Source organism: Ruegeria sp. D7 (assembly GCF_056534355.1).
On the sequence record NZ_JBQFPG010000009.1, the window covers coordinates 1 to 15,178 of the forward strand.

Here is a 15,178-nt window from a genome sequence, read left to right on the forward strand (position 1 = left end):
CTCATAACCTGAAGGTCGCAGGTTCAAATCCTGCTCCCGCAACCAACTTTAGAAAATCCCAGAGCAGCCCGCGCAGACTACAATTGATCACCCCGATCAATTGCTTAACGATCAAGCACTTTATAGCGCCACGCCCTTAAATCGACGCGTGAGGAAGAATGGGAGAATAGGGATGACCCTGAATCTATCGCTCTACGTGCTTCTGATCCCAACCCATTAATGGCGCGATATTGGTATTCTTCACCAAGCGTTCCGATCGCTTAAGGCCAATGCCGAGTTCAAACGCAGTCTGTTGGCGTGAAAGCCCTATGATCAGCTTGATCCGTCTCGCAGCAGAGACGAATCAATCCGTGCGCTTCATTCCCATATTCAATCTCCTTTGCGGCAAAATGCCTTGAAAGGAGCGGTATCAACCAATCACACGTCCTAGTTTGTTCAAACCTGTAAAAGTAGTTTTGCGACGTCCAATAGTCCTGCCTGCCCAAAAAGCTCATCAGTGCTCGGTGCGGTATATGAGTTCATGGCATCTGGCTGCAAAGATGACCCTGCATCTAACCAATACCAGTGGTCTAGATTTAGTTTATTGGTATCAGCCGAAAAACCTTCGAAAATGTTCTTGACGTCAACACCTGACACCTTTGAAGTCGACTTGCGCTGCATCATCGCGATTGCTCCGGCGACCAAGGCAGCAGCACCCGATGTGCCCCCAAATTCAGCATATAATCCCGAAGGATCGTCGCGCGCACTTTCTCGTTTCTTCACGGGGCCAGCGAATGTTCCTTCCACGTAGCCCCGCGGTCCTGGAACATCCAAGGAAAGCAACCGTTGTGAGGCAAATAAAATTTCAGGGATATCATCATAAGGTGGTTCGCGCTTTTTGTGCACGTTCTCTACCCAGAAGTCGCCTGCTGAAGCAGCGCGACGGTCCAATCGGATTTGGTATCGGTTATATACTTCTCCGTCATCTGAAGGTGCGACTACGGTCAGATCACCCGAGTAGTTGGAATAACCCGATCGGTAGCCGTTGTAATTGACGGCGCCTACTGAAATGACACCGTTTGCGGGATTGGATGACAAACTAGCCGGGTAAATCAGTTCACTCCTGCCCTCATTACCTGCGGCGCATACAACAGGCGTCTGCTTGCTTACCCATTCTATGACTTTCTCAAGTAGAGCCCAGGATTTTTGGATATCCAAAATATCTTCATGAACTTCTCCCGCCTTGCTTTTGTGAAGGCGGGTCTCTTCATCATCGTCAAAAGAGGTTGGATAGCCGGGCCAATACGAAGGGTCAGCGGCATCGCGCGGAAATAGAATGACATCCACACCTTTCGCTTCTGCATAAAGAAAGGCCGCTATCAGTTCTTCAGGGCTAGGAGATATTGAAGTTGTGATAGGAACTACTTTGCTTAGCGGGTCTACGCCAAAGTAAGGGGCAATATTACCCGCATTGCCGAACTGATCCAATTCATAACTGGTACCGCTCGTCAGGCCGGCACATCCAGTCCCGTGAGCGGCATACCGATCATCATAGGCATCGACGTAACGCTTGACGCCAAAACCGTTACTAATTCTGTTAATTATCTCGGTTTCTTCGGGGTCGAGACCAGGTATGACCAAAGCGCTGATTCCGGTCAAATGTTGTTCTGGTAGCTCGCGGTGTCTGTTTGCTGCAGGATATGCCGATAACTCCTCGTACTTTGCTCCATACGGGTGGCTCGCTAGATCAATTGCGTCATTCCAAATAACTTGATCTGGAGGGGGAAGGGGGGCCTCTGGCGCTTCTAAGTTTGGATGATGCCGGGCCACCCCCATATCAATGAGGCCAATTTTTACATCCCGTCCTGCAAAATCCCATTCGACACCAGTTATCGTCGGGCAAACCTCACCAGATAAGGTGCCAGTTGGTACGGAAATCGCATTGATCGCCACCAGATGCCAAAGATAGTAGTAACGTTTATATAACTCATCGCCAACAGGCATTGGCTCACCTCCCCTTTGTAGCTATCCCAGCCATTCGTCTTGGGCTTCATCCATCAGTTCATCGAGAGCTTCTGTTAGATAAACCACTGTTTTCTTTGCGAGACTTCGTCCTGCAGCTGTATCACTTGGGTAGTGTAGACCTGCCCATTCTCGGTTCTCGGCAATACGCTGGGCACGATGGAAAAGCGCTATCGTTCCCGGATGCTCTGGAACCAGCCGAGAGAACAGCTCTGCAATCGCGAATGATTGATAAGAATGGTTGGATGGATATGCAGCGTGATACGGTACGGGGATGTAAGGACGGATAAGCGGCTGCACGATGTTTGGTCGAGGTCGGCTGAACCTATTCTTGTAAGTAAGGCCGATCTCGTTGGTGATTTCCAGCAGGATGACCATCAAGGCCTTCGTCGCATCAAATCCGCCCTGCTCGTCAATCCCTAAAGGGGTCAGGTAATCGTCAATTCCGAACTGCGCTTGTGCAACAATTTCGTCGCGACGGCGCACTTGATCTGGCTGTTTCAGTTGCTCCTGAAGCTCCAGCAGATGAGTGGTTTCGTTCAGGCTTTCATCGGGTCCTGGAGGTGGTAGAAGATCAATATTCTCCCAGATTTTCCCGAGAATACTTGTATCAATAGGAATGCCAATTTTACAGAGATCACGCATTTCGCGCCAACCAAATGAGGCATCGCTCCCACCGAAATCGAACTCAGTGCGGTTTCTGTTTCTATTTCGATTCCTATTTCTGTTTCTATTTCGATTCCTGTTTCTATTGCGGTTTCTATTTCTGTTGCGGTTCAGGGCAAAGGATGAAGACTGACCCATCGCAATTACAGCGGCTCCGAGTGCAGACCGGCTTCCAATTTCTGTGGCAACCGAATTAGCTACTTGTTCGTTCCGCTGAAGACGATCTACCAGAGTCATCTCATCAAAAAACAAATTCAATTTTTCAAGTGTTGGATCATCAATTATGTCGTCCTTGATCTCACGAATCGCATTGATGTACGCCCAGAATGTTTGCTGCTGTTCGTCATAGATTAGCGATACAAGTTCATCCCTATTTCGCTCAGGATTGTTCGCTGCGCCCAAGTTCGCCAGCTTTAAAACTTTACACGAAATCAATTCCCCACGCCGAACGAGCATACCGAAGTTGTTGAGAAAACTAACGTAATTCAATGAATCCCCCTCCCTTGATCGAAATACTAAATTTGTTTTGGCAGCCCGATACGGCTCAGACCATCCTCCATAAGTTTTGCGCTGAAGCGGGTTGGAACCGGAAACCAGTCTTCTCGAATACTTGTGAGAGACATGTCTGGCTCCAATTCGACAAGTCGATGTAACGCTTTCTCACCTTTGGTGTGATCGCCCAAGTGACCGTAAGATGCCGCCAGATAGCGCATAACTGCTTTAAACTGTGGTTGTACCGCCATCACGTTTTCGCCAAATTTGACGGCCTGTTCGAAGTCGCCATTTACCAACGATGCTACGCAGCTTGCGCCGTCGAATAGATGACGATAAGGGCTGTGCCGTCCGATAACCCTAGCTTTGTTCGCCGCCTCCACTGCAAGCCTCGGACGATCGGTATAGCAGTAGAGCATCGCAGCAGAATCCCAACACATTGCACGATATGGGCTCAGCTCCAGGGCTCTGTCAGAAAGGTCCTGAGCAATCGAAAACTCGCGGAACACGTAGGAATAGACGTGAGCGACAAGCCCTAAAACGGTCCCGTTATCTGCGTCAGCTTCGACTGCTCGCCTCGCTAGCTCTCGTGCTCTTTCTTCAAGCTCAATGTCCCACGTTCCGTAACGTTCGCCGATTTGGAACGTCGTAAAATATGCTAGCCAGGCCAAGTAAACAGGTTTGGGGTCGATTTCGTAGGCCGCCAATATGTCTGCCTGCAAATGGTCCAAACCGGGTCCAGACATTGTTAGCAAGTGATGGACTGCTGAGATCGCCGTCTTTGCAGCATGATGGGCAGCGGGGTCTCGCATATGACGCCCATTCACCAATGCCGTGAGGAGCGCATCGGTAGCGTAGCTTACAAAAGCTGCAACGCTGGAGGTTGAGAGCCCAAGAAAGTCGCCCTGATCAGCCACCACATTCTGATTCCAAATAACTTTCCGGTCCTCGGGGCGCATTGCAGTGACAGAAACTTGAAGCATGCTTTCGCAGGCTGACGCTCTGCACTGAAGAAACAAGTCGGGACCAACACCGTGGCTGGGGCTGGAGTTGTATGGCCCGGGCACGTTCGGGGTGCGATAGTCCTGAACAATCAGGGCCTCGGTTTCCGAAAGAGATTTTGATAGCTGCTCTGCGACGATATTTGCTACGAAAGAGGCTTTTTCCGATCCCGCTCCCACATCTGAGGCTAGAAGGCCAATTACGAAATTTGTTCTCGTAGTTTCTACCCATGACGCATTAGGCGTTGGCTGAGTTGTGAGATCGGTTTTGCTTACTAGATTAGCACCATCTTGGTTGATGCATCGAACCGCAGACCGTTGATGCTGGAGCCAATCCATGAAAGCAGCATTGCGGCAATTGAAACCCTCCAACAGCCTATTATTCGATAGTTCTGCTGCTGGCTCCGTTACGTCTATTTCCAATTCTTGTTGATTGAGGCAAATGAGATCTTTGTCGCGAACTACACTGATTAGGGTTGCCAAACCCGTGTGTTCATTGGTGGCGTCAACGAGCCGCTCCAATAAAGCAGACCTTTCAGAAGTAGACTGGTCCTCCCAAATAATTTCGCCAGCCCGATGCGCTGAAAAAACACCTTGAGAGCAAGCTAAGAGCGAGAGAAGCATTGTCTGCTCGTTGCTTAGGTCCAGCAAAGTGTTTTGGGAGCCCCAATACTTCGGATACCCAATCAATTCGAGACGGGCCTTTGTCAGCGACCCTTGGTCCGAAACTCTGATCACCTTGAATAACTCGAGAGAGTTTCCCAGATTTTTTAGTGTTGGGTAGCCGATGGAGACAAACCGAAAGTCGTTTCCACCCCGAAGCGAATTTCGGACCGCACTGGAGACCAGGACATCACCGGCCGATCCAGCACTTTCGATACGGGCCGCGGTGTTTACGGTATTCCCTATGATTTGGCGGTCTATTTCAAATGTATCACCAACATGTACACCGATCCTGAATCCGCGATCATAGTTTTCGACTTGTTCGGAAAGAGTTTCCTGTACCCTCAACGAGGCTTCTACCGCGACTGAAACACTTCTAAATGTCGCGCAAAAACCATCACCAGCAATACCCGTGACTTCACCTCCAAGTGCGACCACTACTTCACTGGCTAAATTCAGATCCGCGCGAATAGTGGATAGGGTTCGCATTTCAGTTTCGCGAACCGCTAACGAGTACCCACATGCATCAATGAACACGATGGCCATTAGGCGGGCTTCGGGTGTTTTAGTCTTGGAAAACTTTGTCTGGTCTACCCCATATCTTGACCTCAAAGTAAATATATTAAACGTTTCTAATGCCTAAAATTCGACACCCTGATCGATTGTTTTAAATAAAAATAACCCCACAGTTAGGGTCAGTAGTACACTAATCTCAGTAACTCGTCGACATTAAACGCGCTCGACATTTGCAATTGCGAACGCAGGTATTTGTTAAGTGCCAGATATAAATAAATAAATTTAGTGGTGGGTGATATGAACTGATACTTTCCGGTCATTGGTAGATGTTAAAGAGGGAAAGCTTCCGCATTACTTCATAAGTGCTTGATTCCGGTGAATAAGAAAGAAACGCACCGTCGCAGCGCGAGATAAGGATGCACATTAAGAGGTCAAAGAGCGAATGCCACTTGAATATCGACAAAAGGCGTTTCTTGACATCTTGTCATTGGCTTCAATTATTGCATCAACACGTACCAAGACTTCAAGCGCTGCTAATTCATCTTTCTCTATGACAACACAACGGAAAAACCCAAGGGTCGTGTTACAATTGAATTAGTTCTTTGGATTTCTACCAATTGAAGCATTGTACTTTATTTCGTCAAAATGGATGCTTATCAGTTGAAGTATATTGAACTAACCTAGAACTCCCCCGTTTTTGTTTAGAGCAAATTTTGCTCCCAAGGTTTGATGACTTGACCCGTTCTCTGGAACGAAGGATGCGCGATGGGCACAGATGGGGAAGCAAGATGCATTCCAGTTTAAAGTGTCAGTTCAGTAGCTCGGGAAGTGCCCATCCAGTGTTGGCCGTGCTGTTCGGTTGAAGCTTGATGAGGCTATCCCTCATCCAATGAGAGGTATCGTAGTTTCTGCTGAGAAGGACACCAAGCAGCGATGGTCCGCTTATCGAGCCTTCTTCATAGGTGGAGAGAGTGACGTCACAGTGTTATCTTTCGAATTCAAACTCTCATCACTGAGCACCTTCGAAGTGCAGGGTTCTCAGTGGTCCCGAGAATCTTTCCGAAACATCTTGTTTCCAATTCACGAACTAAGAGTTTCGAATTTAGCCGTGGACACATTTTTGCCATAATGCCATCCTGCCACAGTGGGCGGCATGTCTTTATTTTTAGCACTTTCTAGTTTTTCCAACTGGATTTGAGGGGGTTACCTAGTTCGATATGCCGCCCCACGAGCAGTCTTCTGATCGTCCAATGAATGAAGCGCATTTTCGGTGGCGTTGATACAATGCGCGTTCAAACCTTTTGTATCGCGCATCTGGGTGTAGTTATGGTGTACCTCGACAGCGCCATTAGATTCTATGGGCGCAGTTTCAGGTATCTTTCCATTGATCGTTGCGCGCCGAATGATGTGCAATCGGCGATGCAGAGGTGCAACAGGTCAAGATAGAAATGCCATCAGAACGACCCCAACTAACGTCCTGAGAGCGGTATCTGAGCAAGTAAGCGCTGCCTAGATAGCAAGTTTCCGCGATGTAAACATAAGCTCACTTTTCGCCTTTCAAGACTTGCTCTATGCCGGGTGCAGCATTCCGGTGGGGGCCGATATGAAACTCAGTGCGTTGGAAATCCTTTGCGTCATTTTGGCAAGTGTTGTGGCAGTGGCTGGTTTTGCCGGAGCCGTGAATGCGCTTGTTTCAGCGATCTAATGTAGCACCGCAAAGTTGTAGGGCCTTTAAGCGCATGTTGTCGCGCTCGTGACAACTGTTCTCTCGGGGTGTCGGTGGTTTTGTAGTAAGACATTGAAACTAAAAAATTAAAGAAACACCATGCACTTCTTTTTCGTTCATCGTTGACGCCGTCGTCACCCAAAGTGAACAGGTCTAAGGCCCGAAAACAAGCCCGCTTCGTCCAAATCTCGCGGTGGCGGTATTAGATTGAAAGCGTCGCCTCACATTCCACCTAGCAGAGGGGTTGGCGAGGGGGTCGAGCCAACCCCTCTGAAGGGGATACACGGATCAGTGAAAGTGGTCCGTTGAACTCAGGTTATGCGATGCTTTTAGGCCCGTATATTGGGGGTTCCCCGTAGTTGGGAAAATTAATCTTTCAGACACATTCCGGACATCTCGCCCAGATACCAAAACGATACGGCGCGCCTAGAAGATGTCTGATGATTTCTTGAGGGGGTACGAGTTTGGCGCGTCGTACCTTGAACCTCGATGATTTCCCAAAAACCTCAATCGAGGTTGATAACGGTGCCCTGCTTCAAGGACGCATCCGCCGCATCGGCCAGCAACTGAGCCCGCAGCCCATCGATGATACCTGGTGCAAGTTGTCCTGATCCGGACACAGCGTCAGTGAAATGGGCCATCTCGGCTTGATAGGCGCCTTCGTAGCGTTCAAGAAAGAAATGCCGGGCGGGGGCTTTGCGGAAACCCGACGGAGTCGCGACCTCAACCGCATTCTCCAACATGTTTTCGGCCCGCAACATGCCCTTCTCGCCATGCACCTCGATGCGCTGATCATAGCCATAGCTGGCGCGGCGCGAGTTGGAGATCTGGCAAATCTTGCCACTGGCTGTCGTCAGGGTTACGGCTGCGGTGTCGACGTCTCCGGCTTTGCCGATCTCGGGATCGACGAGCGATGATCCAACAGCGTAAACGCTGATAGGTTCTTCGCCCAGCAAGAAACGTGCCATATCCAAGTCATGGATCATCATATCGCGGAACAACCCACCCGAGCTTTCGATATAGCTGATCGGTGGCGGCGAGGGGTCGCGGGACAGAATGGTGACAATTTCGACCGCGCCGATCTCACCTTCGGCGATGCGGGATTGAATATTGGCAAAGCTCGGATCAAAGCGGCGGTTGAAGGCCGTCATGAAGGGCACGCCGGTGGCTTCGACCACCTTGATGCAGTCGCGGATGCGGTCAGCGGACATGTCCACCGGCTTTTCGCAGAAGATCGCTTTGCCGGCATTCGCCGCTTTATGGATCAGATCGTAATGGGTGTCGGTCGGAGTACCGATGACGACAGCATCGACATCTTTGCTTTCGATCAGTTCGTCCGCCGACAGGATCTGTGCGCCAGTTTTGTCGGCCAGCATCTGAGCCGGTTCTGTGAATGCGTCCGCCACTGCGCTCACCCGTGCGCCATCAATCTGCCCGATCGAGCGCGCATGAACCTGACCGATCCGCCCGCATCCCAATAGCCCGATATTCAGCATGTCATGCCCCTTTGAACGCTTTCAGTACTCGGCGCGTCGCCTCGACCACCGGTTCATGTGTATCTTTCAGTATTTGAACGCGGTCGAACCTGTCCGGATCGGCATTCACGGCCGTTCGCAGGGCATTCCCAAAGGCCATTCGCAGCTCGGTCCCGATGTTAAATTTGCAGATTTTCGATCCGCGCGCCAGCGCAGCACGTTGCGCAACCGGCACGCCCGAGCCGCCATGGATTACCAGAGGTATATCGGTCACGGCTTCGATGGCGCGGATACGGGCCTCGTCCAGACCGCCCTCTTTGTTCTGTTGCAAATGGACGTTGCCGACCGAGATCGCCATTGCATCCACGCCGGTCTCTCGGGCGAATTGCGCGGCTTCCTCCGGGTCGGTTCCGTCCGAACCTTCACCGTCCGAATAGCCGACAAAACCGATTTCCCCCTCGCAGGAGACACCAGCGGCATGGGCCATCTCGGCAATTGCAGCGGTCTCGGCGATATTCTGTTCCAAAGGCTTGCGCGATCCGTCAAACATGACCGAGGTGAAGCCGCTGTCGATGGCGATGTGGCATTCGTCATGGGTGTAGCCATGGTCCAGATGGGCCACGACAGGCACACTGGCCCCTTCGGCCAGATGGCGGAACATCTTGCCCAGAACCGGCAGCGGCGTGTGTTCGCGGCATGATGGGCCGGCTTGCAGGATGATCGGTACGCCTTCGGCTTCGGCAGCGGCCACGTAGGCACGCATATCCTCCCAGCCCAGCGTCACCAACCCGGCCACGGCATAGCCGTCGCGCAGCGCGGGTTGCAGCACGTCCGATAATGTCACAAGGCTCATTTGAACTTGGCCACCATGTCCATAATGCCCGGGATCGTATGCAGCTGGGCTGCATGGGTCGGTTGGAAATACTGCTTCAGCGAGCGCTGACTGAGCCCGCCGAGGATGGTGAAATAGTACATTTCATACCCCGGCAAAACTGCGCAGGGGTGATAGCCCTTGTCCAGCAGGATCGTCGAGCCATCCATGATGTGATAGGCATCACCCGGCTTGTTGTCTTCGCGCTGCAGCATCTGGACGCCAGAACCATAGTTGGGCCGGAAGCGGAAATTATAGGTTTCGTCATGGCGGGTTTCGATCATTTCGCCATCGTCGCTTTTGCGGTCGGTGTCATGTTTGTGGCTGGGAAAGCCGGACCAGCCGCCCTGACCCACGGTATAAAGTTCAGACACCAGCAAGCGGCCGACCTTGTCGTGATGGTTCGCGCCCAGAATGTGTTTGATTTTTCGATGGGTTTTGGTGTCGTCCGATCCATACTGCACCAGATCCAGTTCGGGTACGCGGACATCAAAGGGTTCAAGCACACGGTCGAATTTTGCGCCCGCGATGAAGGTTTCGGTTTCATCCGTCATGCAGGTTATTCGAACCTTGGCGCCGACGGGAACGTATACGCCCTCGGGCTCGCCATCCCAGACGTCGATGGCGCGGTTGCCAAGGTTGGTATAGATCGCGCCGTCCACATCGACATCCACGGTACCGGTGGCGGGCACGATGCAGGTCTCATAGCCCGGTACGGCATATTCGAACACCTCGCCCTTTTTCAGTTTGACGATGTTGAAATAGTTTAGCGGCACCAGATCATGGTCGGCATCGACGATAGGTTTGTTCTGGTTGTCATGGGGCGCAATATGCATCTGCGTCTCCTTTCAGGTATCCGTGGAGCCCGGGTGTTGGGCCAGAAATTCGTCAAGTTCGGGCGTCGTCGGCATGGCCCCGGCGCAGCCGGGTTTCGACACGACGATCGACGCGCAGGCCGAACCGCGCAGCACCGCATCGCGCAGGTCATGCCCCGCAGCGATCGAGGCCAGCAGTCCGGCCAGGAAGCTGTCGCCTGCGCCGTTGGGCTTCACGGCGGTAACCGGGTAGATGCCGGTGCGGACCTCTTGCCCGTCTGCCAGCGTAATGGCCCCCTCATGGCCCATCTTGTAGATCACCATCTTGCCGTTGGCCGCCAATTCGCGGGCCTTGTCTAAACCTTTTTCGATGCCGCCCGCCATAAAGCCGAACTCTTCATCATTGCCTACGATCAGATCGCTTTCATTCCCTGCGCGGGTCAGAACCTCTGAGGCGACTTCGGGTGATGGCCAACTATAGGGGCGGTAATCGATGTCGAAGATCACCGGCAGACCTGAGGCGCGCGCATTTTCAAATGCGCGGAAGGTGGCCGCGCGTGAGGGTTCCGCAGCAAACACCGTGCCCGCCGTGATCAGGGCTGAGAAGGCGCTGTAGTCGACCTCATCCATATCCGCCTCGGTTACCTGGAAATCAGCGGCGCCGTTGCGGTAGATGACATTCTGAAAGTCTTCAATGCAACTTTCGTAGACAGCCAAGGACGTACGCGCCTCGCCACCCACAGCTCGGACATATCTCGTTTCAACGCCATAGTCCCGCAGCCGGTTCACACAGAACCGCCCCACGGCATCATCCGAGACCGAGGTGACCAGCGCCGCTTGCGATCCCAGCTTCACCAGTCCGGCGCAGATATTGGCGCTTGATCCGCCCAGATCGGCGCGAAACAACTGTGCGTCTTCGCTTTTGGTTCCGACCGGATCCGCAAACATGTCCATTCCGGCCCTGCCGAACACGGCAAAGCGGTTACCTTTTATACCTTCAATCAGAGTCACGTGCGCCCCTCGGTATTGCCTGCCCGCGCGGCATCCAGCACCTCGGGGTAGGGATAATTCAGGCCCAGCAACTGCCGCAGATCGGGACTTACCTGAGCAAGGAAATCCTGCGGTAGCGCAGCGGGCATATCTTCCATCGGTTTAACCCATTTGGGCAGATACTGGATCAGGATCGCGCTGCGGTCGTGATCCGCTTTGTTCGGCATCGCGCAATGCCACGTTACGCCATAGAACAGAGCAACATCACCAGGCTCACCGGTCATCTGCTCGCATTTGTCATAGAACTTGTCTTCGGGCGTGGGATAACGCAGCTCTTTCTGCGATCCGGGTACATAGCCGGTCGCGCCGCTTTCCTTGGTGAACGGGTCCAGCAAAACCGAGACCTGTGCATTCATCGGAAATGATCCATTCAGACCGACGGGATGCGTTTCGGGGCTGTGAAAGTCCCAATAGGGATAGTCGACATGCGGCTCCTGCCCCGGCCCGCCCGGCAGGATGCGATTAGCAGCGATCGAGCCCATGATGAACTCGGTCCCCAGAAACTTGCGGAGGATCTTCATCAGAACCGGATGCGCAGCCATGCGTGAAAACACGTCGCCCTTAGCCAACAGATTCCAGACCCGCCGCTGCAGGTTCAGTTTGCCATCCTCTTCCGCAGCGCCTTGGAAATGGGTCACTTTCTCGGCCGCTGTTTCGGATTCGGCCATGACGATGGCACGTGCCTCGGCGATCTCTTCAGGGGTGAAAAGGCCCGAGATTGCGACGACTCCATCACCGTTCAGCAATTCATCCACAATGACGTCTGGGTCAGCCGTTTCTGCCTTGAACCGTTTCATCAGATGCCCTTGCGTTGTTTTTCGCGGGTCGATTCCCATTCGACATGAGCATCACGAACCCTCTCGTCAGCCGAAGTGTGGGGTGTTCCAACCTCCCACCATGCATGGCCTTCAGTGGTCCAGCCTTCATAGGCGTCCACGTCCATCACAATCACATAAGTCTTGTCGCTGGCCTTGGCGCGCTTGAACGCTTCGGCCAGTTCTGCCGGGTTCGCGACCTTTTCGCTGGTGGCCCCCATCGAGGCCGCGTGGGCCGCGAAATCAACGCCAAAGGCTTCGGGGATGGTGGGGCAGTCTTCCAGCAGGTTGTTGAAGCTTTCGTTGCCTGTGTTGTTCTGCAGCTTGTTGATGACTGCAAAACCGCCATTGTCCAGCACCAGAACAATCATCTTTTTGCGGCTCAGAACCGAGGAATAGATGTCCGAGTTCAGCATCAGATATGAGCCATCACCGCAAAACGTAATCGTGTCCTTATCCGGCTCACGCTCAGATTGGGCAATGCGCGCCCCCCAAGCGCCTGCGATCTCATAGCCCATGCAGGAGAATCCGAACTCAACATCAACGGTGCCAATATCCAGCGTGCGCCAGTTGGCGGTGACTTCAGCGGGCAGACCTCCGGCAGCGGCGACCACGCGGTCACGCGAGTCACAGAGTTCGTTCACAACGCCGATGGCCTGAGCATAGGAATTTGGACGGTTCCCGTAAGACACATTCTCAGCCACGTAAGCATCCCAATTGCGGCGCTCGTCTTGCGCAAGTGAAACCCAATCGGATGCAGCCGTGTAGTCAATTGCCTGTGTTAGAGCCTGAATTGAAAGCTTGGCATCCCCAACAACTGGTAAGGACATGTGCTTACCCGCATCATGCCGCGCAGCATTGATCGAGATGAACTGAGCGTCTTTGGCAAAGGCGGTCCACGATCCGGTGGTAAAATCCTGCAGCCGCGTGCCAACAGCGATGATCACATCGGCTTGCTCCGCAATTGCGTTGGCACTGTCCGATCCAGTGACGCCGATCGGGCCAATGTTCAGCGGGTGGGTCGCCAGCATATTGGCGCGGCCCGCGATGGTTTCGACGACCGGGATCTGAAGCTTTTCGGCGAATTCGGTCAGCTCGGTCACGGCTTTGGAATACTGCACGCCCCCACCCGCGATGATCATCGGGCGTTTCGCGCTTGCCAACGCGGTAGCGGCATCGGCGATTTCATCCGCATCGGGAGATTGGCGACGAATGCGATGCACTTTTTTCTCAAAGAACTTCACCGGGTAATCATAGGTCCAACCCTGCACATCCTGTGGCAACCCGAGGAACGCCGGCCCGCAATCGCCCGGGTCCAGCATTGTCGCTATAGCGGCGGGCAGAGATTGAATGACCTGTGCCGGATGCGTGATGCGATCCCAATAGCGGCTGACCGGTTTGAAGGCGTCATTCACACCAAACGTCGGGTCATAGTAGTTCTCCATCTGCTGCAGAACCGGATCCGGTAAGCGGGTGATGAACGTGTCCCCGCACAACATCAGCATTGGCAGCCGGTTCGCATGGGCCAGTCCAGCAGCAGTCAACAGATTCGCAGTGCCGGGGCCTGCGCTAGCGGTGCAGAACATGAATCGCTGACGCAGCCACTGCTTGGCATAGCCTGCGGCGGCGAATCCCATGCTCTGTTCATTCTGTCCGCGATACAACGGCAGCTCATCCCGGACAGTATTCAGTGCCTCGCCCAGGCAGGTCACATTGCCATGACCAAAAATCCCGAAGCCCCCGCCACATAGGCGATATTCCTGACCATCGATCTCGATGAACTGGTTCGACAGCCAGCGAATGATCGCCTGCGCCGTTGTCAGGTAAACAGTGTCGTGTTGCGCGGACATGTCTGCGGGCTCCTTTAGGAAAATTATGATGCAGTGCCGAATGCAGCTTGCGAGAGTCCTATTCTCACGATACAAGTTTTGCAACCGGTTGCAAATGGTTTTCAAGAAAAAGCGAGGGAGGACGTCGGAATGGCAGAGATCGGCATTGGCATTCTAGGCGGCGGATATATGGGCAAGGCCCATGCGGTCGCCATGTCCTCGGTTGGGGCGGTGTTCAACACGGCCTTGCGACCACGGTTAGAGATGGTGTGCGCCTCGTCACCGGAAAGCGCTGAGCGGTATCGTCAGGCCTATGGATTCGCGCGCTCGACGAATGACTGGCGTGTGTTGGTGAACGACCCGAAGGTAGAGGCCGTTGTGATCGCCACGCCTCCGGAAACACATCGCGAGATCACTCAGGCAGCGTTTGCGCTGGGCAAACCTGTGCTGTGTGAAAAGCCTTTGGGCGCGTCGCTGGAGGATGGTGCGGCGATGTTAGCAGCGGCCGAGGCCTCGGGCTTGGCCAACATGGTTGGTTTCAACTATATCCGCACCCCGGCCAGCCAATACGCTCGCGCTCTGATAGCCGAAGGAGAGATCGGCGACATCACATGGTTTCGGGGTGAGCATACCGAAGATTTCTACGCGCACCCTCAAGCCCCGGCAACCTGGCGTACAACAGGAATGTCGAACGGAACGATGGGTGATCTTGCGCCTCATATGATCAATGCCGCACTGGCTTTGATCGGCCCGATTTCACGCGTGATGGCCGAGGTCGAAACCGTGCACAATAGCCGCCCGGGTGGCGAAGTTGACAATGACGACCACGCTCAGATGATGGTGCGGTTCGCGAACGGAGCAATGGGATCGATCTATATCAGTCGAATCGCGACGGGGCGCAAGATGGGCTATGCCTATGAGATCAGTGGCACCAAGGGTGCGATCCGCTTTGATCAGGAAGACCAGAACGTTTTGTGGCTCTACCGTATGGAGGGTCCCGAAGCTGAGCGTGGCTTTCGTAAGATCCTGACCGGCCCCGCACACCCGGACTATGAGCCGTTCTGTCAGGGCCCTGGCCATGGCACGGGCTATCAGGACCAGATAATCATCGAAGCACGCGATTTTTTGCGTGCAATCGAGACAGGTAAACCGGTTTGGCCGACCTTCCACGACGGGCATGAGGTCAACCGGGTCGTCGCTGCGGCATTGGCATCGTCAGCGGATGAAAGCTGGAAAAATATCGAAGATTTCTGAGCAT

General features: G+C 53.4%; 10 protein-coding genes. 1 reads left to right on the forward strand and 9 read right to left on the reverse strand.

Annotated elements, in window-relative coordinates; all coding sequences use genetic code 11:
* Positions 1-435: 435 nt before the first annotated feature.
* The 9 genes from ACRZ9U_RS13395 to iolD all read right to left on the reverse strand — a co-directional run bounded on the left by ACRZ9U_RS13395 (position 436) and on the right by iolD (position 13,941).
* Positions 436-1,983 (reverse strand): S8 family serine peptidase, encoded by a 1,548-nt coding sequence (locus tag ACRZ9U_RS13395; protein WP_170408599.1) that lies wholly within the window; start codon positions 1,981-1,983, stop codon positions 436-438.
* A 21-nt stretch (positions 1,984-2,004) separates the two neighbouring features.
* Positions 2,005-3,156: a phosphatase PAP2 family protein gene (locus ACRZ9U_RS13400; RefSeq protein ID WP_170408598.1), complete on the reverse strand. Its 1,152-nt coding sequence runs from the start codon at positions 3,154-3,156 to the stop codon at positions 2,005-2,007.
* 26 nt (positions 3,157-3,182) lie between these two features.
* The gene (locus ACRZ9U_RS13405) at positions 3,183-5,369 is read right to left on the reverse strand and encodes an adenylate/guanylate cyclase domain-containing protein (protein WP_170408597.1); all 2,187 of its coding nucleotides are present in this window, start codon (positions 5,367-5,369) and stop codon (positions 3,183-3,185) included.
* Between the two features lie 2,202 nt (positions 5,370-7,571).
* Positions 7,572-8,561 (reverse strand): inositol 2-dehydrogenase, encoded by a 990-nt coding sequence (gene iolG, locus ACRZ9U_RS13410; RefSeq protein WP_170395030.1) that lies wholly within the window; start codon positions 8,559-8,561, stop codon positions 7,572-7,574.
* Position 8,562: 1 nt separating this feature from the next.
* A complete protein-coding gene (locus tag ACRZ9U_RS13415) occupies positions 8,563-9,393 on the reverse strand; it encodes a class II fructose-bisphosphate aldolase (protein WP_480902054.1) in 831 nt (276 codons plus the stop codon).
* Positions 9,390-10,247 (reverse strand): 5-deoxy-glucuronate isomerase, encoded by an 858-nt coding sequence (locus ACRZ9U_RS13420; RefSeq protein ID WP_170408595.1) that lies wholly within the window; start codon positions 10,245-10,247, stop codon positions 9,390-9,392. Before ACRZ9U_RS13420 ends, ACRZ9U_RS13415 begins: the two co-directional genes overlap by 4 nt.
* A 12-nt stretch (positions 10,248-10,259) precedes the next feature.
* Complete coding sequence (iolC, locus tag ACRZ9U_RS13425; protein ID WP_170408594.1) at positions 10,260-11,237, reverse strand: 5-dehydro-2-deoxygluconokinase; 978 nt, start codon at positions 11,235-11,237, stop codon at positions 10,260-10,262.
* Positions 11,234-12,073: a phytanoyl-CoA dioxygenase family protein gene (locus ACRZ9U_RS13430; protein ID WP_170408593.1), complete on the reverse strand. Its 840-nt coding sequence runs from the start codon at positions 12,071-12,073 to the stop codon at positions 11,234-11,236. The genes iolC and ACRZ9U_RS13430 overlap by 4 nt, the downstream gene beginning before the upstream one ends.
* Positions 12,073-13,941 carry a 3D-(3,5/4)-trihydroxycyclohexane-1,2-dione acylhydrolase (decyclizing) gene (iolD, locus tag ACRZ9U_RS13435; RefSeq protein WP_170408592.1) on the reverse strand — a complete coding sequence of 623 codons (1,869 nt, stop codon included), beginning with the start codon at positions 13,939-13,941 and terminating at the stop codon, positions 12,073-12,075. The genes ACRZ9U_RS13430 and iolD overlap by 1 nt, the downstream gene beginning before the upstream one ends.
* Positions 13,942-14,070: 129 nt before the next feature.
* Here iolD and ACRZ9U_RS13440 point away from each other — a divergent pair, with 129 nt between their 5' ends.
* A complete protein-coding gene (locus tag ACRZ9U_RS13440) occupies positions 14,071-15,174 on the forward strand; it encodes a Gfo/Idh/MocA family protein (RefSeq protein WP_170408591.1) in 1,104 nt (367 codons plus the stop codon).
* Positions 15,175-15,178: the final 4 nt, after the last annotated feature.

What these genes read in the sequence shown, in the direction of transcription:
- ACRZ9U_RS13395 (WP_170408599.1), bottom strand. Translation starts at nt 1,983, where the DNA reads ATGCCTGTTGGCGATGAGTTATATAAACGTTACTACTATCTTTGGCAT.
- ACRZ9U_RS13405 (WP_170408597.1), bottom strand. Translation starts at nt 5,369, where the DNA reads ATGGCCATCGTGTTCATTGATGCATGTGGGTACTCGTTAGCGGTTCGC.
- iolG (WP_170395030.1), bottom strand. Translation starts at nt 8,561, where the DNA reads ATGCTGAATATCGGGCTATTGGGATGCGGGCGGATCGGTCAGGTTCAT.
- ACRZ9U_RS13415 (WP_480902054.1), bottom strand. Translation starts at nt 9,393, where the DNA reads ATGAGCCTTGTGACATTATCGGACGTGCTGCAACCCGCGCTGCGCGAC.
- ACRZ9U_RS13420 (WP_170408595.1), bottom strand. Translation starts at nt 10,247, where the DNA reads ATGCATATTGCGCCCCATGACAACCAGAACAAACCTATCGTCGATGCC.
- ACRZ9U_RS13430 (WP_170408593.1), bottom strand. Translation starts at nt 12,073, where the DNA reads ATGAAACGGTTCAAGGCAGAAACGGCTGACCCAGACGTCATTGTGGAT.
- iolD (WP_170408592.1), bottom strand. Translation starts at nt 13,941, where the DNA reads ATGTCCGCGCAACACGACACTGTTTACCTGACAACGGCGCAGGCGATC.
- ACRZ9U_RS13440 (WP_170408591.1), top strand. Translation starts at nt 14,071, where the DNA reads ATGGCAGAGATCGGCATTGGCATTCTAGGCGGCGGATATATGGGCAAG.